Annotated in this window: 17 protein-coding genes and 1 pseudogene; 8 read left to right on the forward strand and 10 right to left on the reverse strand. The window is 60.5% G+C overall.

From position 1 onward, the window contains the following. Positions 1 to 5: 5 nt before the first annotated feature. The 4 genes from mnmH to AC6CIA_RS11135 form a co-directional block, all read right to left on the reverse strand. Complete coding sequence (gene mnmH, locus AC6CIA_RS11120; protein WP_498311942.1) at positions 6 to 1,112, reverse strand: tRNA 2-selenouridine(34) synthase MnmH; 1,107 nt, start codon at positions 1,110 to 1,112, stop codon at positions 6 to 8. Then, the gene (gene selD, locus AC6CIA_RS11125) at positions 1,112 to 2,146 is read right to left on the reverse strand and encodes a selenide, water dikinase SelD (protein ID WP_339528315.1); all 1,035 of its coding nucleotides are present in this window, start codon (positions 2,144 to 2,146) and stop codon (positions 1,112 to 1,114) included. The genes mnmH and selD overlap by 1 nt, the downstream gene beginning before the upstream one ends. A gap of 92 nt (positions 2,147 to 2,238) precedes the next feature. Beyond that, entirely contained in the window at positions 2,239 to 2,994 is a 756-nt protein-coding gene (locus AC6CIA_RS11130) for a TerC family protein (RefSeq protein WP_339528313.1), read from the reverse strand. Positions 2,995 to 3,023: 29 nt separating this feature from the next. Beyond that, positions 3,024 to 3,275: a hypothetical protein gene (locus AC6CIA_RS11135; protein ID WP_498311945.1), complete on the reverse strand. Its 252-nt coding sequence runs from the start codon at positions 3,273 to 3,275 to the stop codon at positions 3,024 to 3,026. A 148-nt stretch (positions 3,276 to 3,423) separates the two neighbouring features. Between AC6CIA_RS11135 and nhaR the strand changes: the two genes are divergently transcribed. Further along, positions 3,424 to 4,329, forward strand: coding sequence for a transcriptional activator NhaR (gene nhaR, locus AC6CIA_RS11140; RefSeq protein ID WP_498311947.1), 906 nt, complete (start codon positions 3,424 to 3,426; stop codon positions 4,327 to 4,329). 3 nt (positions 4,330 to 4,332) lie between these two features. On the opposite strand, the gene AC6CIA_RS11145 is transcribed toward nhaR, so the two are convergent. Then, on the reverse strand, positions 4,333 to 5,487 hold the full coding sequence (locus AC6CIA_RS11145; RefSeq protein ID WP_498311948.1) for an MFS transporter: 1,155 nt from the start codon (positions 5,485 to 5,487) through the stop codon (positions 4,333 to 4,335). A gap of 213 nt (positions 5,488 to 5,700) precedes the next feature. On the opposite strand from AC6CIA_RS11145, the gene sstT reads away from it, so the two are divergent. Beyond that, complete coding sequence (sstT, locus tag AC6CIA_RS11150; protein ID WP_498311950.1) at positions 5,701 to 6,924, forward strand: serine/threonine transporter SstT; 1,224 nt, start codon at positions 5,701 to 5,703, stop codon at positions 6,922 to 6,924. Positions 6,925 to 6,994: 70 nt separating this feature from the next. On the opposite strand, the gene AC6CIA_RS11155 is transcribed toward sstT, so the two are convergent. Beyond that, on the reverse strand, positions 6,995 to 7,504 hold the full coding sequence (locus AC6CIA_RS11155; protein WP_498311951.1) for a DUF1993 domain-containing protein: 510 nt from the start codon (positions 7,502 to 7,504) through the stop codon (positions 6,995 to 6,997). Between the two features lie 125 nt (positions 7,505 to 7,629). Here AC6CIA_RS11155 and AC6CIA_RS11160 point away from each other — a divergent pair, with 125 nt between their 5' ends. After that, the gene (locus AC6CIA_RS11160; RefSeq protein WP_498311953.1) at positions 7,630 to 8,277 is read left to right on the forward strand and encodes a YceH family protein; all 648 of its coding nucleotides are present in this window, start codon (positions 7,630 to 7,632) and stop codon (positions 8,275 to 8,277) included. Positions 8,278 to 8,338: 61 nt separating this feature from the next. On the opposite strand, the gene AC6CIA_RS11165 is transcribed toward AC6CIA_RS11160, so the two are convergent. After that, a complete protein-coding gene (locus AC6CIA_RS11165; RefSeq protein ID WP_498311955.1) occupies positions 8,339 to 9,157 on the reverse strand; it encodes a shikimate 5-dehydrogenase in 819 nt (272 codons plus the stop codon). Positions 9,158 to 9,504: 347 nt separating this feature from the next. On the opposite strand from AC6CIA_RS11165, the gene AC6CIA_RS11170 reads away from it, so the two are divergent. After that, the gene (locus AC6CIA_RS11170) at positions 9,505 to 9,699 is read left to right on the forward strand and encodes a hypothetical protein (protein WP_498311957.1); all 195 of its coding nucleotides are present in this window, start codon (positions 9,505 to 9,507) and stop codon (positions 9,697 to 9,699) included. Positions 9,700 to 9,809: 110 nt separating this feature from the next. Beyond that, positions 9,810 to 9,989, forward strand: a complete 180-nt coding sequence (locus AC6CIA_RS11175; RefSeq protein ID WP_339528295.1) for a hypothetical protein — start codon at positions 9,810 to 9,812, stop codon at positions 9,987 to 9,989. Here AC6CIA_RS11175 and AC6CIA_RS11180 read toward each other — a convergent pair. Then, positions 9,986 to 11,053, reverse strand: coding sequence for an AI-2E family transporter (locus tag AC6CIA_RS11180; protein WP_498311959.1), 1,068 nt, complete (start codon positions 11,051 to 11,053; stop codon positions 9,986 to 9,988). The two genes, AC6CIA_RS11175 and AC6CIA_RS11180, sit on opposite strands and share 4 nt — an antisense overlap. Positions 11,054 to 11,216: 163 nt before the next feature. Between AC6CIA_RS11180 and trhP the strand changes: the two genes are divergently transcribed. Beyond that, entirely contained in the window at positions 11,217 to 12,536 is a 1,320-nt protein-coding gene (gene trhP, locus AC6CIA_RS11185; protein WP_498311961.1) for a prephenate-dependent tRNA uridine(34) hydroxylase TrhP, read from the forward strand. Between the two features lie 97 nt (positions 12,537 to 12,633). Here the strand turns inward: trhP and ctpM are convergent, their stop codons facing one another. Both ctpM and AC6CIA_RS11195 read right to left on the reverse strand, forming a co-directional pair. After that, positions 12,634 to 14,313: a methyl-accepting chemotaxis protein CtpM gene (gene ctpM / locus AC6CIA_RS11190; protein WP_498311962.1), complete on the reverse strand. Its 1,680-nt coding sequence runs from the start codon at positions 14,311 to 14,313 to the stop codon at positions 12,634 to 12,636. A gap of 140 nt (positions 14,314 to 14,453) precedes the next feature. Further along, entirely contained in the window at positions 14,454 to 15,773 is a 1,320-nt protein-coding gene (locus tag AC6CIA_RS11195; RefSeq protein ID WP_498312212.1) for a Na+/H+ antiporter family protein, read from the reverse strand. 1,395 nt (positions 15,774 to 17,168) lie between these two features. Between AC6CIA_RS11195 and AC6CIA_RS11200 the strand changes: the two are divergent. Both AC6CIA_RS11200 and AC6CIA_RS11205 read left to right on the forward strand, forming a co-directional pair. Further along, a pseudogene (locus tag AC6CIA_RS11200) lies at positions 17,169 to 17,315 on the forward strand (HAMP domain-containing protein); the annotation flags it as partial. Positions 17,316 to 17,417: 102 nt separating this feature from the next. Continuing rightward, complete coding sequence (locus AC6CIA_RS11205; protein ID WP_498312214.1) at positions 17,418 to 18,173, forward strand: methyl-accepting chemotaxis protein; 756 nt, start codon at positions 17,418 to 17,420, stop codon at positions 18,171 to 18,173. The last annotated feature ends 46 nt before the right edge of the window (positions 18,174 to 18,219 follow it).

Genomic DNA, 18,219 nt, shown 5'->3' on the forward strand with positions numbered 1-18,219 from the left:
TGCCATCAACCTGCGCCCCGCCGCACACCTCGTTCACGCAAGTACTCCAATACCGCGCCCTGTTCCCCGGCGAACTCGATCCGTGCGCCTTTCTTCTCGCGCTGGAAGGCGTACATCGGGTCGTAATATTCGCGCAGCAAGCCTTCTATCCAACTTCGGTGCAGGTCCACTGAACCGGTGCGGGCCTGCTCTTGCAGGGCCTCCTGCAAGAGGATCTGCAAGCGCTGGAAACGCTCGCCGCCCAGGCGTTTATGGATATTGCCCAGGCTTTGGGTCAGGCGCTCGGCAAACAACCCTTGGCCCTCGCCACCAAACACCTCGACGAATTCCGCGCACAGGTCGACCACATAATCGCGCAGGATGCGCTCGACCCGACCGGCGATGCTGTCTTCCAGCCACACCATCGGCATCGTCTGCATAGCTTTGTGCAACGCCAGCGGCAAGGCACAACTGCCGATCATGCGGCTCTCGTCCTCCAGCACAAACTGCTGAATATCGACCGTGCGCTTTTTCAGCACGTCGACTGCCAGGCGATTCTCAAAATCGATATTCGACGGTTGCCCGGTGGCCCGCTTGCCGAAACTGGAACCCCGGTGATTCGCGTGCCCTTCAAGGTCCAGGGCATTGCGCAATTGGCCGAGCACTTCGGTCTTGCCGGTGCCGGTCATGCCGCCCAGCAAGACAAAGTCACATTCGGCCGTGGCCTGCTCAAGGGTGTCGAGCAAAAAACTCCGCATGGCTTTGTAACCACCGCCTACCCGCGGGTAGTCGACGCCTGCCTCGCGCAACCACTGCTGGACGATCTGCGAACGCAGGCCGCCGCGAAAGCAGTACAGGTAACCGTCCGGGTTGGCGCGGGCAAACCGCGCCCATTGCTCGACGCGCTCGGCCTTGACCGCCCCGGACACCAACTCATGCCCCAGCACAATCGCCGCCTGCTGCCCTTGCTGTTTGTAGCACGTGCCGACTCGTTGGCGTTCGTCATCAGTCATCAAGGGCAAGTTGACCACGCCCGGGAACGCGCCCTTGACGAACTCCACTGGCGCGCGGGTATCCATCATTGGCCGGTCGTTGAGAAAGATATCGCGGTAATCGGTGATATCGACAGCCATCAAGACACCTCTACCGCGTTGCTCTGTCGCGCCACCAGTTGGCCGATGGGCGTCAGGTTCAGCCCCAGTTCGGCCGCCACGCCGAGGAATTCGGCTTCACCCTCCGGCGTGACCGCCACCAACAGGCCGCCGCTGGTTTGCGGATCACACAGCACACGTTTGTGCAGTTCGTTGATACGCCCCAGACGATTGGCATAGCTGTCGAAGTTGCGCAGCGTGCCGCCGGGCACGCAGCCTTGATCCAGGTAATACTCGACGCCTGGCAAGCGCGGGACCTTGTCGTATTCGATGTGTGCGGTCAAACCGCTGCCGTCAGCCATCTCCACCAGATGCCCCAGCAAACCGAAGCCGGTCACATCGGTCATTGCGGTGACGCCGGCCAGCTTGCCAAAACGGCTACCCGGTGTGTTGAGGGTACACATCCAGTCCCGCGCTAATCCGATATCGGTGTCACGCAACTTACCCCGTTTTTCCGCGGTGGTCAGGATGCCGATGCCCAAGGGCTTGGTCAGGTATAAACGGCAGCCGGCGCTGGCCGTGTCGTTGCGCTTCATATGACGCTTGTCCACCAGCCCGGTAACGGCCAGGCCAAAGATCGGTTCCGGGGCGTCGATGGAATGGCCACCGGCCAGGGGAATGCCAGCGGCGTCGCACACTGAACGGCCGCCGCGAATCACTTCGCGGGCAACTTCCGGGGCCAGCACATTGACTGGCCAGCCGAGAATGGCGATGGCCATCAACGGGACGCCACCCATGGCGTAGATGTCACTGATGGCATTGGTCGCGGCAATACGGCCGAAGTCGAAAGGGTCATCGACGATCGGCATGAAAAAGTCGGTGGTGGAGACCACGCCACGCTCTTCGTCGATGGCATACACCGCCGCATCATCTCGCGAAGCATTGCCGACCCAGAGCTTGGGGTCCAGGTTCTGGGCACCGCTGCCGGCGAGAATCACCTCCAGCACCTGCGGCGAAATTTTACAGCCACATCCAGCACCGTGGCTGTATTGGGTCAGGCGAATCGGCTCGTTCATGGAGATACCTCAAGACATCAAGGCGATCGATTCTATCAGACAGCAAAAAGCCGGCTGCGCCCTGATGGACGCAGCCGGCTTTTTTTCAGCGCTTAGTGGCTCTGATTAGCTTCAGCCACTCGTCGGTGCCGGGCACGACGTGCGATGTTCAAGCATTCGATCGCTGCCGAGAACGCCATGGCCGCATACACATAGCCTTTTGGCACATGGGCACCGAAACCTTCGGCGATCAGCGTCATGCCGATCATGATCAGGAAGCCCAGGGCCAGCATTACCACCGTCGGGTTATCGTTGATGAACTTGGCCAACGGCTCGGCTGCCACCAGCATCACGATGACCGAGACCACCACGGCAATGATCATGATCGGCAAGTGCTCGGTCATGCCCACGGCGGTGATGATGCTGTCGATGGAGAACACCAGGTCCAACAGCAGGATCTGGCCGATGGCCGAGGCAAAGCCCAGGGACACGCTTGGGGTGTGGCTCTCTACCTTTTCGGTCTCCGGGTCCATGCTGTGGTGGATTTCGGTGGTCGCCTTCCACAACAGGAACAGGCCACCGGCAATCAGGATCATGTCTTTCCAGGAAAACGCATGCCCGAGGATTTCAATGACCGGCGCGGTCAACTGGACGATAAAGGCGATGGTACTCAACAGCCCCAGGCGCAGAACCAGCGCCATGCTGATACCAATGCGGCGCGCCTTGGCTCGGTCCTTCTGCGGCAGTTTGTTGGTGAGAATCGAGATGAAGATCAGGTTGTCGATCCCCAGCACGACTTCCATCACGATCAAAGTTGCCAGAGCCACCCAGGCGGTAGGGCTCGCGGCCAGCTGTACAAGGTAATCCATAGGTCAGTCCTGACTCGGTGTACGGGAAATTAGGTTTCTTGCGAGGTGGATTCAGGTGTGGTGCGCTGCTCCTCCTCATCTTCCTTGGGCGCGATCAAACCCTGGGTGGCTTCGCTCAGCGCCTGCTCGGCGGCCTGGTGCGTCTCGTCGATCGCTTGCTTGGCCGATTCGCTGGCTTTGCCCAGCAACTGCTGTGCGCTTTTTTCGGCCTGGTCACAGCCGCTGATCAACACTAATGAAAGCGCAAGCAACGAGGTTGTGCCCAAAAAATTGAGTTTCATGATGCTTTCCTCTTTAGAACCAGTGGACCCAAGCAGTGAGTCCGCGATAGCGAGGCATTCTAAGGAAGCAGACACTTCAGGAAAATTCGTATTTTTTTCGCTTATACTTCGATTTATACGAAGTAATACTTTCTTCCCGAGGCCTCCGATGCTCAATTACCGCCAGTTGCACTATTTCTGGGTCGTCGCCAAGACCGGCAGTATCGTGCGCGCCTGTGAACAACTGAACCTCACGCCCCAAACCATCAGCGGGCAGATCAGCTTGCTGGAGCAGACCTTCGGCGTGGGGCTGTTTCAACGGGTCGGACGCCAGCTGGAATTGACCGAGGCCGGGCGTCAGGCGTTGCCTTATGCCGAGCAAATGTTCCAATTGGGCAATGAGTTGGAGGGTATGCTGCGGGCTCAGCCCAACGAACAACAGATTCCATTCCGTGTCGGGGTCGCTGATGTGGTGCCCAAGTCCATCGTCTACCGACTGATCGCGCCGACCATGGAGTTGAGCGAGCCGATCCGGATTACCTGTCGCGAGGACAAGCTCGAACGGCTATTGGCTGACCTGGCGATCCAGCGCCTGGACCTGGTGATTTCCGACAGCCCAATGCCCGGCCACCTGGATATCAAGGGCTACAGCCAGAAGCTGGGCGAGTGCGGCATCAGCTTTTTCGCCACTCGGGCGCTGGGCGAGCAGCATGGCGGCGAATTTCCAAAGCGCTTGCACGGCGCGCCATTGCTGATTCCAGGCGCGGAAACCGTGGTCCACAGCCGCCTTCTGCGCTGGTTTGCCGAACAGCAGATCCAGCCGCGGATTGTCGGTGAGTTCGACGACAGTGCATTGATGCAGGCTTTCGGCCAGTCGGGCAGCGGGATTTTTATTGCGCCCAGCGTGATTGCCGATGAGGTAGAGCGTCAGTATGGCGTCACCCTGATCGGCCAGACAGACGCGGTGACTGAATCGTTCTACGCCATCTCGGTGGAGCGCAAGGTCAAGCACCCCGGCATCGTGGCGATTACCGAAGGTGCCCGGCGGGAACTGTTTACCGCCCTGCCCGGCTGAAATTCAAGCGCACGCTTCGCGGGTCTTGGCGCTCATCAGCCACAGCGCCAGGAGAATCGACAGCAGGATGAAACCGGAGGCGGCAAACCCCAGGCTGCCCAGCCCCAGCGTATCGATCACCCGCCCACCGACCATTGCCCCCAGGCCAATGCCCAGGTTGGCGCCGGCGATGTTCAGCGATGCGGCGAATGCCGGTGCATGCGGAGCGGCTTTCATCAGCCGCACATGACTGACCAGGAACAGTGCCGCCTGGGTCACGCCCCAGATCCCCATGGCGGCCGCGAGGCCGAGGGTGGAGTGGATCGCCGGGACCAACGCCAGCATCCCGGTGATCATCAAACCGCAGAACACCATGGAGGCGATCAGCGGGTGACGATCCACCGCACGCCCGCCCAGCGAGTTGCCGATCAGACCGACCGCGCCGAAGCCCATCAGGCACCAGCCCACCAGCGTGCCATCGAAACCGGCCAAGCGCTCCAGGATATCCGCCAGGTAGGTATACGCCGTGAACATGCCGCTGAACACCAGGATCGACAGCAGCACATGCCCCTGCATCACCGGGTTGCGCAGGATCTTGAACTGCGAGCGTAGCGTCACTTCGTCCTTCTTCACCTTTGTCGACGGCAGATAAACCAACAGCAACAACGCCTTGAGCACCGCCACCACGGCCAAAATGCCAAAAGCCGTGCGCCAGCCGAACATGTCGGAGATCAAGGTGCCGACCGGGATGCCGAATACCGTGGCACAGACAATCCCGAAACCGATCTTGGCAATCGCCCGGCCGGCGTATTCCGGCCCGACAATGTCCACCGCCGTTTCACTGGCCAGCGCCCAGAACACCGGCAAGCCCAGGGCCGGGATCAAACGGGCCAGGGACATGACCCAGATGTTCGGCGCCAGGGCCGCCAGGGTATTGGCCACCCCGAACATCAGCAAAATACTGATAAACAGCCGCTTGCGCTCAAAACGCGCGAAGTACGCGGTGAGGAACGGGCCGAACGCGGCTACGGTGAAGGCGAACAAGGTCACCAGCAGACCGGCCTGGGACACGCTGACGTCAAGGTCGCGGGCGATAGAGGGCAATAGGCCGACAATCACGAACTCGGTGGTCAATACGGTAAAACCGGCTGCCGACAGCAGCAGGATGGGCAACAACATGAACAACTCCAGAAACGGCGACGCCAGCGTCAGCCCGAAGGCCCGCTGGCAGAGAAATAGAAGAAAGGATGAGCCATCTTAACAGAAGGCACCTGCGCCGCGCACCGCTCGGGCGACTGAATGACGCAGTCAACATGGATGTCCGCCGCGGCATGTTAGACTCCGCGCCCTGTATTACGCCGCGCACATTAAAAAAACTAGAGACAACTCTTTATGACTGCTGCCCCTTCGCTCCTTCAACGCCTCATGCGCGTCAGCCTGGTGAGCCAAATCATCATCGGCCTGATTGCTGGCATCGTGTTGGCCCTGCTGCTGCCCAGTGCTGCCCAATCGGTAGCGTTCATCGGCAAGTTATTCGTCTCGGCGCTCAAGGCCGTGGCACCGATCCTGGTGTTCGTACTGGTGATGGCCTCGATTGCCAACCACAAGCACGGCCAGGAAACCCATATCCGACCGATCCTGTTTCTGTACTTGCTGGGGACTTTTTCGGCCTCAGTGGTGGCTGTGGTCGCCAGCATGTTGTTCCCCTCCACGCTGGTATTGGCGACCCACGATGTCGCGGTAAGCGCCCCGGGCGGCATCACCGAAGTGCTGAAAAGCCTGTTGTTCAGCGTCGTGGACAACCCGATCAGCGCCCTGATGAACGCCAACTTCATCGGCATCCTGGCCTGGGCCATCGGCATGGGTATCGCTATCCGTCATGCCGGTGAAACCACGCGTACGGTGTTGGGCGACCTGTCCACGGGTGTCACGTTGATTGTGCGCGTGGTGATTCGCTTCGCCCCGCTGGGGATCTTTGGCCTGGTGGCCTCGACCCTGGCCACTTCCGGTTTCGACGCACTGCTGGGCTATGCGCACCTGTTGCTGGTACTGATTGGCTGCATGCTGTTCGTGGCGCTGGTGATCAACCCGGCCATCGTGTTCTGGAAATTGCGCCGCAACCCCTATCCACTGGTACTGATGTGCCTGCGCGAAAGTGGCATCACGGCCTTTTTCACCCGCAGTTCGGCGGCCAACATTCCGGTCAACCTGGCCTTGAGTGAGCGCCTGGGCTTGCATGAAGACACCTATTCGGTGTCAATCCCGCTGGGCGCGACCATCAACATGGCCGGCGCCGCCATCACCATCACCGTGCTGAGCCTGGCCGCGGTGCATACCTTGGGTATCGCCGTCGACCTGCCAACTGCCGTGTTACTCAGCCTGGTAGCCGCGATCTGTGCCTGCGGTGCCTCCGGCGTGGCCGGCGGCTCACTGCTGTTGATTCCGCTGGCGTGCAGCCTGTTCGGTATTCCGAGTGAAATCGCCATGCAAGTGGTCGCCGTGGGCTTCATCATCGGCGTGTTGCAGGACTCCGCGGAAACCGCGCTGAACTCCTCCACCGACGTCTTGTTCACCGCTGCTGCGTGCCTGGGTCAGGAAAACAAAAACCCGGCGTGATGCCCGCGTGAATAAAAAAGCCCGGTCGGTTCCGCGAAGAACCGACCGGGCTTTTTTTGTGTCTGCGGGGTTAGAACGCGCCCATGTAGTCGCGTTTGCCCACTTCCACACCGTTGTGACGCAGCAGCGCATAGGTGGTGGTAACGTGGAAGAAGAACTGCGGCAGGCCGTAAGTCAGCAGATAAGACTGGCCGGTAAAGCGTTTTTCTTTCGGCGTGCCAGGACGGGTGACGATTTCGATGCCTTCCTTGCCGTCGATCTGCGCCGGGGTGATCGTGTCGATAAACGCCAGGACCTTGGCGATCAGCGCTTGCAGGTCGGCAAAGCTGACTTGGTCGTCATCGTATTTCGGCACGTCGATCTCGGCCAGGCGCGCAGACACGCCCTTGGCGAAGTCCACGGCGATCTGGACCTGGCGCACCAGCGGGAACATGTCCGGGAACAGGCGCGCTTGCAACAAGGCGTTGGGCTCGATGTTCTTGGCGGTGGCGTGGGCTTCGGCTTTGTTCAGCACATCGCTCAGGGCGTTGAGCATTTGCTTGAAGACCGGGAGAGAAGCGGCGTACAGGGAAATAGTCATGACAGTCTCGACAGTTGTGGCAGGGTTTGAATCAGGCGCGATTATAGGCATGCCAGCCACCCGTGCTGCTTGTCTTTTATTTTTTCAGGATTAGGCTAGTGGGCTCACTGCATAGGGAAAACGCGATGACCACCGAGCACGACACCACCTCCTCCGAGCCACGCCTTAACAGCACGGAAATTCGCGTTTTGGGGTGCCTGATCGAAAAACAGGCCACCCACCCGGAAACCTACCCGCTGACCCTCAACGCCCTGGTGCTGGCCTGTAACCAGAAAACCAGCCGGGAACCGGTGATGAACCTCAGCCAGGGCCAGGTCGGCCAGAGCTTGCGGGTCCTGGAAGGTCGCGGGTTTACCAGGCTGGTGATGGGCAGCCGGGCTGACCGCTGGGAGCACCGGGTCGACAAGGCCCTGGAACTGGTACCCGCCCAAGTGATTCTCAGCGGGCTGCTGTTTCTGCGCGGTCCACAGACCGTCAACGAACTGCTGACCCGCAGCGGCCGCATGCATGACTTTGAAGACGCCGAGCAGGTCGTGCATCAACTGGAACGCCTTATCGCCCGCGACCTGGCGGTGCTGGTGCCCAAGCAGGCGGGTCAGCGTGAAGACCGCTACACCCATGCCCTGGGCGATCCGGCGGATATCGAAGCGATCCTCGCCGCCCGTGGCAATCCGCCGGAGCGCAGTGCTGGCAGCGCGGTTTCACTGGAGCGCATCGAAGAGCTGGAAGCGCGGATTGCGGCGCTGGAAGAACGCCTTTCGCGTCTCGAATAAGACTCAGCCCGTATTGAGCCGCGCCGGACAAGCGCAAATTTCGTCCCGTAGATACCGTCTTTTATTCTCGTGCAAACGACACGGCTGCCTGGAACTGCTCAGCCGTGGGCCTTACCCCGGTATACAGCACAAATTGCTCCAGGGCCTGGATTGCAATCACTTCAAGACCGGTAATCACACGTTTGCCCGTGGCGCGACCGCGCACGATCAATGGCGTTTCGGCGGGGATCGCCACCACATCAAACAGCGTATCCGCCGCGTCGATCGCTTCAGCCTCAAACGCCAACTCGTCAGCTTCCGCGCCACCGGTCATTCCGATAGGCGTCACATTGATCAGCATCTGTGGCCGTGCAGCGCCCAGCTCGGCTTGCCATTCGTACCCAAGGCTCTGCGCCAAGGCCCTGCCGGTCGCTTCGTTGCGGGCGACAATCAGGCCATTGGCGTAGCCACCGTCGCGCAAGGCACTGGCCACGGCCTTGGCCATGCCGCCGCTGCCACGCAGGGCGAACGTAGAATCCTGGGGCACCGCATGCTTTTTCAGCAGTTGCTCGACGGCAATGTAATCGGTGTTGTACGCCTTGAGATGCCCGTCGGTATTGACGATGGTGTTGATTGAAGCGATGGCGCGGGCCGAATCGTCCAGCTCATCCACCAGTTCAATGCAGGCTTCCTTGAACGGCATCGACACACCACAGCCGCGAATACCCAACGCGCGGATACCGCCCACGGCCCCCGGCAAATCCCGACTGCTGAACGCTTTGTAGTAAAAATTAAGCCCCAATTGCTCATACAGGTGATTGTGAAAACGCAGGCCAAAATTCCCGGGACGCGCCGACAGCGACATGCACAGTTGGGTGTCCCGGTTGGGGTTCATCAGCATGGGTGACTCCTTGAAGTAAGCAACTCGAAACAGACCTTACACAACCTTTACCCCGAGGGCGGGCGATTTTCCGGATATACGTTGTCTTAAAAGCAGCCCCGCGACAATCCTTGAGCCTGTTGCGACCGGCGCGGCAGGTAACCCGGCGCAGCTTTTTTGGCCTCGATAGTCTGAATAAATCTCGCCGAGGTCGTTATGGGAATAACGGCGGCGATTAAATCCGCCACTCTTTGAATCACTGTGTACTTGCCGAATGCGGGGGTGCGCTGTCATGTTTGTGTCACATCACACTCTCACTATCAAAACTGTCCACCCCTAACAGGCCATAACAATAAGGACGCCCCAGCATGCCCACGCAGAATCCACACCGTACCGCCGGCCTTTGCACCTCCAGCAAGGTCTACAGCGCCTTGACCGAACTCAAGCACCTGGAAGGCCATCGCAGCGCCAAGTTCCTCTCATTGCTGGCGGAAAACCTGGTCCGCAAGGGCCTGCTCAATGAACAGGAAGTGCTGGGCATGCTCGATCAGGTGGTTGACTGATCGCGGGCCAGCGTTGTCTCGATAACAATGATGTCGACTATCGAGCAGGTTGATTTTTCCTGATCGCGCGCAAATCGTAAGGTGACCTCCAGAACGCACTGGAGGTAGATATGCCCACTATTCAAATCATGTCCGTCATCGGCAGCGCGGTCCCCGCCTCACTTCGGGAACTGGGTCTGCTCGCCTGCTGGTATCTGGTGGAGGACGGCGAGCCCATCAGCGGCCCCCTCACCTCGCTCCCTGACGCCCAGGCCCTGTCACGCCAGATGGCGCATCGTTTCGACGCCTAGGGCAACGGCAGCCGTGCGCGGGGTTTGGTTTCGACAAACAGCCCCCAACTGGAGATAAATAGCGCGGCAATCAGCGGCCCGATCACAAAACCGTTGAGGCCAAAGATCGACAGGCCGCCCAGTGTCGAGATCAGAATCAGGTAATCGGGCATCTTGGTGTCCTTGCCCACCAGGATCGGACGCAGCACGTTGTCCACCAGGCCGATCACCAATACTCCGAACGAGACCAGCACCACGCCTTGCCAGATCGAGCCGCTGAGCAGGAAATACACCGCCACAGGTCCCCAGACAATCCCCGCACCCACTGCTGGCAGCAACGACAAAAAGGCCATCAGCACCGCCCAGAGCAACGCGCTGGGGATATCCAGAAACCAGAAAATCAAGCCTCCCAGCGCACCCTGGGTCACGGCCACCAGCACGTTGCCCTTGACCGTGGCGCGCACCACCCGATTGAACTTGAGCTGCAGGCGACGCTTCTGCGGCTCGGCCAGCGGTACTGCGGTGCGCACCTTGCGCACCAGCTCGGGGCCGTCGCGCAGAAGGAAGAACAGCAGATACAGCATGATGAAAAAGCTCACCAGAAACTCAAAGGTGCCCTGGCCAAAACTGAACGCCTGAGTGGCGAAGAACTGGCTGCCCTGCATGGCGCCCTTGACGATTTTGTCCCTCAGCCCTTCCAGGTCGCCCATGCCGAAGCGGTCGAGCAGTTGCTGGAAATACGGCGGCAGGATGCTCTTGAACTGATCGATATAGCTCGCAATGTCCAGTTTGCCGCTTTCGATGTTCTTGTACAGCGTCGCCCCTTCCTGAACCAGCAGGGCGCTGGTGATGATCACCGGCAAAATGGCGATCACCAGGCATACCGTCAAGGTACAGAGCGACGTCAGGTTGCGGTTCCAGCCAAACTTGAGCTGCAAGCGCCGTTGCATGGGCGCAAAGATGATTCCCAGGATAACCGCCCAGAACACCGCACCGTAGAACGGCAACATAATCCAGATAAAGGCGATGGTCACCAAGGCCAGAAGCAACAGCAGGGTTTTGAATTGCAGATTCGTTTGGTTCATGTCCGATCCATGCCGTAAAAACGCAGGACGCCCAATCGCGTCCTGTTGCTTAGTCCACCGCAAATCCCGGGAGTGCCGTCTTTTTTCATACAGCGTAGACCCAGATCAATAACGCCCGCGCAGGCCTCTATTACGCTGCCGCCCTTTTGCGATCGAAGCCCCCATGTTGCCTGTCCTCGCCCCTGAACTGCTCGCCCCCGCCGGCACCCTGAAAAACATGCGCTACGCCTTCGCCTACGGCGCCGATGCGGTCTACGCCGGCCAGCCGCGCTACAGCTTGCGCGTGCGCAACAACGCGTTTGACCACGCCAACCTGGCCTTGGGCATCGACGCAGCCCACGCCCAAGGCAAACGCTTCTATGTGGTGGTCAATATCGCGCCGCACAACGCCAAGCTGAAAACCTTCCTCAAAGACCTGGAGCCCGTCATCGCGATGGGCCCCGACGCGCTGATCATGTCCGACCCGGGCTTGATCATGCTGGTGCGCCGGCACTTCCCGCAGATGCCCATTCACCTGTCGGTGCAGGCCAACACGGTGAACTGGGCCAGCGTCGAATTCTGGCAGCAGCAAGGCGTCTGCCGGATCATCCTGTCCCGGGAGCTGTCCCTCGAAGAAATCGCCGAGATCCGTCAACACGTGCCCGCCATGGAACTGGAAGTGTTTGTCCACGGTGCCTTGTGCATGGCCTACTCTGGCCGCTGCCTGCTCTCGGGCTACATGAACAAACGCGATGCCAATCAAGGCAGCTGTACCAATGCCTGCCGCTGGAAGTACCAGGCCACGCCTGCCGTGGAAAACGCCGCAGGCGATATCGTCCAGCGCTACCCGGCCGAACCGACGCTGGGCCTGGGCGCTCCCACCGAGCAGGTGTTTCTGCTGCGCGAGGCCAACCGCCCGGACGAACACATGCCTGCCTTCGAGGACGAACACGGCACCTACATCATGAACGCCAAGGACCTGCGAGCGGTGCAGCATGTCGAGCGCCTGACTCGCATGGGCGTGCATTCGCTGAAGATTGAAGGCCGCACCAAATCGCACTTCTATGTCGCACGGACCATTCAGGTGTACCGCCGGGCGATTGATGATGCCGTCGCGGGTCGCGCATTCGACCGCAGCCTGATGACTGATCTGGAATCCCTGGCCCAGCGTGGCTACACCGAAGGTTTCCTGCGCCGTCATGTACACGACGAGTACCAGAATTATCAGCACGGCAGCTCAGTCTCGGAGCGTCAGCAGTTTGTCGGTGAGTTGACCGGCGAACGGCGCGGCGAATTGGCCGAGGTCAAGGTGAAGAACCGCTTTGCCGTGGGCAATCACCTGGAGTTGATGACGCCGGCGGGAAATTTTCATTTTGATCTGGGAAGGATGTGCAACGCCAAGGGCGCAGCCATCGACGTGGCACCCGGGGACGGGCACACGGTCTATGTGCCGGTGCCACTGGAGAGGGAGCTGCAGTTCGGGTTGTTGATGCGCGATGTTTAGCGGGTTATCGGCGACGTCGGGGGTTGGATCGGGTTCATATCCGCCGTGACCGCAGCAACGGATAAGGGCCCCAACCCAGCCTCCTGTCTTTAAACGATCAGATCTTGAACTGCCCCACCAACTGCCCCAACCGCTGCCCCAGATCCGCCAGGCTGCGAGACGTCTGCGCACCCTGCTGGGTCTCGTCCGCCACGCTGTCCACCGCGACGGCAATCTGGTGCACGCTGCGGTTGATCTCTTCGGCCACCGCAGTTTGTTCCTCGGCGGCGCTGGCAATCTGCGCGTTCATCGAGTTGATGGTGCCGATCAACTGCGCCATGGTGTCGAGGGACGCCCCGGCTTCGTTGGCTTTGGCTGAGGTGCCGTCACCGGCATCGCTGGAACGGCGCATGGACTCCACCGCCGCCTCGGTGCCTTTTTGCAGGCGGTCGATCATGCCCTGGATTTCCTGGGTGCTTTGCTGGGTACGACTGGCCAGCGCGCGCACTTCATCGGCCACCACCGCAAAACCACGACCGGCCTCACCCGCACGCGCCGCTTCAATGGCTGCGTTGAGGGCCAGCAGATTGGTTTGCTCGGCAATCGAGCGAATCACCCCAAGTACGCTGACAATCGAGGAAACGTCCTGCTGCAGGCTGTCCAGCGACACACCGCTGCTGCGAATGTCGTTCACCAGCGCGTGAATCTGCGCAATGCTGCCATCCACCACGCGCTTGGCGGCCTGGCCCTCGGCATCGGTCTGCTGCGCCGCCACCGCCGCGCCCTGGGCACTGCGGGCGACTTCATGGGCCGCGGAAGACATTTCGTTGATGGCCGTCGCCACTTGATCGGTCTCGTGACGCTGGCGCTCCATGGCTTGTTCCGAGCGCTGGGCCTGTTCGGAAACCTGGCCCACCAGCCCCGTGAGTTGCGAGGTCATTTCGGTAATCTGCCGCACCAGGCCGTGAATCTTGTCGACAAAACGGTTGAACGAGCCCGCCAGCTCGCCCAGCTCGTCCTGGCTGGTGATCGCCAGGCGGCGGGTCAAGTCGCCTTCGCCGGCGGCGATGTCGTCGAGATTGGTTTTCATCAAGTGCAGCGGCCGCAAAATGGCATTGGCCAGCACCATGCCGACAGCGGCGATCACCACCAACAGCACCAGCGCGATGCCGACGATGCTCAGCAGCACCCCTTCCATGCGGTCATTGACTTTGGCTTGCACCTCGGCGACCAGCGCTTCGATGCCGTCCAGGTTGACCGACGTACCGATCACCATGTCCCACTTGGGCAGGTATTCGGTATAGCCGAGCTTGGGCACCAGTTCCGTTTGCCCTGGCTGCGTCGAACTGTATTGCAAGTAGTGAGTACCGTCCTTGGCAACTTTCACCAGGCCCACGTTGACGTAGACGCCGTTGGGATCACGGTTGTCCTTGAAGCTTTTGCCTACGCCGTCCGGGCTGTTGCCCTTGAACAGGCGAATGGCCTCGGAGTCGTAGCCGAAGAAATAACCGTCCTTGCCGTAGGAAGTGTTCGACAGCAACTTGACCACCTGTGCGCGTGCGGCCGTATCACCTGGCGCGGCGGCGTCGTAAAGCGGCTTGATCGTAGTCATGGCCACTTCTACATAGCTTTGCAGGGTGGCCTTGGCATCGTTGAGCAGGCGCTCACGGGTTTCCTCGACCTCGGTCCTGGCCTGCTCCTTGAGCATCCACACCGTGGTCAGGCTGATGACCACGGCAAACAACAGCACAGGCAGCACGGCGAGGGACAGTACTTTGGCCTTCAGACTAAGACGCATGGATTCTCTCTCTTATAAGACGGCGTTAAGAGGTTAACGGCCAGGGGAGAGAAAACTGTAGGCGCCCGGGGGTTGCCGGCGGTCGTCGCTGACGATGACGCGCCAGGCCTGTCCCGCCTTTGCACGGGACAGCGAGCAGATTACAGAACCATCGCGGCAAACCAGCCGAACACCAGCAACGGCAGGTTGTAATGCAGGAACGTCGGGACCACGGTGTCCCAGATATGGTGATGTTGACCGTCGATATTCAAACCCGAGGTCGGGCCCAGCGTGGAGTCCGACGCTGGAGAACCGGCATCCCCCAAGGCGCCCGCGGTGCCGACGATACACACGATGGCCAGCGGGCTGAAACCGAGCTGCAGGCACAAGGGTACGAAAATCGCGGCAAGGATCGGCACCGTGGAGAACGACGAACCAATGCCCATGGTTACCAACAGGCCCACCAGCAGCATCAGCAGCGCACCCACGCCACGGCTATGGCCGATCAGGGCGGCAGAGGCTTGCACCAGCGTCTGTACCTGGCCGGTAGCCTTGAGCACTTCGGCAAACCCCGCGGCGGCAATCATGATGAAACCGATCATCGCCATCATCTTCATGCCTTCGGTGAACAGATCGTCAGTCTCACGCCAGCGCACGATGCCCGACACCGAGAAGATCAGGAAGCCAACCAGGGCGCCGATGATCATCGAGTCCAACCACAACTGGATGATGAACGCCGCAGCAATCGCCACCCCGGCGACCAGCAGCGTCAGCGGGTTGTAGCGCACCGCAACCTGTTCGACCCGTGCGATTTTCTTCAGGTCATAGACGCGCTTTTTGCGGTAGCTGAAAAACACCGCCACCAACAAGCCAAAGACCATGCCCAATGCCGGAATGCCCATGGCGTGGGTCACGTTGACCTGGCTGATGTCTACGCCACCTTTGGCGACGTTGGCCAGCAGGATCTGATTGAGGAAGATATTGCCGAACCCGACCGGCAGGAACATGTAGGGCGTGATCAGGCCGAACGTCATCACGCAGGCAATCAGGCGGCGGTCCAGCTGCAACTTGGTGAGTACATATAACAGTGGCGGCACCAGCAGCGGGATAAAGGCGATATGGATCGGCAGGATGTTCTGCGAGGCAATCGCCACCGTTCCCAGCAGGCCGATCAATAGCCATTTGATATGGCTGCCGCCCGCCGACTCCTGGCGATCCACCAGCAGCAAGGCCTTGTCGGCCAACGCATGCGCCAACCCGGACTTGGCGATCGCCACAGCGAAAGCTCCCAGCAATGCGTAAGACAGCGCCACTGTGGCCCCACCCCCCAAGCCGCTGTTAAACGCCTTGAGCGTCGCGTCAATGCCAAGGCCACCGGTCAAGCCCCCCACCAGGGCGCCGACGATGATCGCGATGACCACATGCACGCGGGACAGGCTGAGCACCAGCATGGTACCGACCGCGGCGATTACTGCATTAATCATGGTTACCTCAGGCAAAAACGTGAAAACGACAAAAAACGCGCATGCCGGCGCCATGCCCGTCGAGGGAACGACGGCTGGACGCCAGCCAAAAAGGAGCTTTCTTAGAGGGCGCGCACTTTGCAGCAGGTCGCGCGTGATGTCAAAAAACGACGTCGCGCAACGTATTCAATTGAACGTATGAATAAAGAAAAAATCTGTCCGGCCGATGCAGTAGGACACTTCTGCCGTATCGAAAGGTTAAGGATCTGCATGTCGCTCAGACAGTTGTCCATTCAATGGAAAATCACCCTCCTGGCAGGACTTTGCCTGCTGGGGATCGTGACCCTGCTGGTGGGTCTTTCGCTGTATCGCATGGACCAGAGCTCGCAACGGGTCCAGGCATCCAGCATGCAGATGCTCGACGTCGCGGCCCAAGCCCGCATCGAAGCCCAGGGTGAAGTCCAGGCTTTGGCCATCCGCCAGCAATTCATGGACGCCTATCAGTACGGTCACGGTTTCTCTCGCCAAGTCCTGTTCCTGCGCGAACAAGCCGAGAAACGCTTCCTCGACGCCTTCGACTTGCGCGAAGACCTGACCCGCCAGGTCAAGGCCGCTCTGCAAGCCAACCCGGACCTGCTGGGCCTGTCCCTGGTGTTCGAGAGCAATGCGCTGGATGGCAAGGACGAACTGTTCGCCGGCCAGAACGAGCTGGGCAGTAACGAAACGGGGCGCTTCGCCCTCTACTGGTCGCAGCCGACCGCCGGCACGTTGACCTCGATGGCGCTGCCCGAAAGTGACATGTCCGACACCAGCATCGGCCCCAGCGGCGAGCAAGCCAACACCTGGTTCACCTGCCCGCGCACCACACTCAAGCCCTGTGTGATCGAGCCGTATTTCTATGTGATCGACGGGAAAAATGTGCTGTTGACCAGCATCGTCTTTCCGTTGACGGTCGACGGCAAAGTCATCGCGTCGCTGTCGGTAGACATTAACCTCAACAGCCTGCAGGCCGTCAGCCAGACTGTCAGCCAGAAGCTGTATGACGGGCAGACCAGTGTCAGCATCATCAGTCCGGTGGGTTTGCTGGCGGGCTATAGCCCGGATGCCAGCAAGCTCAGCCAGCGTCTGGACAGCGTCGACACCCGCAGCGGCGCGCAGTTGATCAGCGCCTTGGCCGACGGCACGCAGACCCGCAGCTTGCGCATTGACCAGCAACTCAAAGTGTTGGCGCCGTTCCAGCCGATTCCCGACGGCAAGCCATGGGGCGTGTTGCTCGATGTACCGGAAAAAGTCCTGATCGGCCCGGCCGAGGCCCTCAAGGCCGAACTGGACGCCGACAATACCAAAGGCACCCTGCTGGAACTGGGCCTGGGTTTGCTCGCGGCCATTGTTGGCTTGCTGCTGGTGTGGCTGATGGCTCGCAGTGTGACCCGGCCTATCCTCGGCGTGGCGCGCATGCTTGAAGACATTGCCAGCGGCGAAGGCGACCTGACCCGTCGCCTGGCCTACGACAAGCGCGACGAACTCGGCGAATTGGCCAGTTGGTTCAACCGCTTCCTCGACAAATTGCAGCCGACCATCGCCCAGGTCAAACGCTCGGTCCAGGACGCGCGCAGCACTGCCGATCAATCGGCGGCCATCGCCAGCGAAACCAGCGCCGGCATGGAGCAGCAATACCGCCAGGTGGATCAAGTGGCCACCGCTTCCCACGAGATGAGCGCCACCGCCCAGGATGTGGCCCGCAGTGCAGCCCAAGCGGCCCAGGCGGCCCGCGATGCCGATCAGGCGACCCGCGAGGGACTCACGGTGATCGACCGCACCACCTCCAGCATCGGTCACTTGGCGTCTGACATGAGCACGGCAATGGCTCAGGTCGAAGGCCTGGCGGCCAACAGCGAGAAGATCGGCTCAGTCCTGGAAGTGATTCGCGCGATTGCCGAACAGACCAACTTACTCGCCCTCAATGCCGCGATTGAAGCGGCCCGCGCCGGTGAGGCCGGTCGTGGTTTTGCGGTGGTGGCTGACGAAGTGCGCAACCTGGCACGTCGCACCCAGGAGTCGGTGGAAGAAACCCGTCAGGTCATCGAACAGTTGCAAGTCGGCACCCAGGAAGTCGTGGGTGCCATGAGCAACAGCCATCGCCAGGCACAGGGCAGTGTCGAGCAGGTGGGCCAGGCCGTGACCGCGCTACGCCAGATCGGTGCAGCGGTGACGGTGATCAGCGACATGAACCTGCAGATCGCCAGCGCTGCCGAGGAACAAAGCGCCGTGGCTGAAGAAATCAACAATAATGTGGCGACCATCCGTGACGTCACCGAGTCGCTGTCTGGCCAAGCCAATGAGTCGGCGCGGGTCAGCCAGTCACTCAATAGCCTGGCCAACCAGCAGCAAGGGTTGATGGATCAGTTCAGGGTTTGAGGCGCTGGCTAAGCGCGGGTCACGCTCGGTAAGCGTGACCCATGCA

Source organism: Pseudomonas sp. GQ91 (assembly GCF_059758795.1).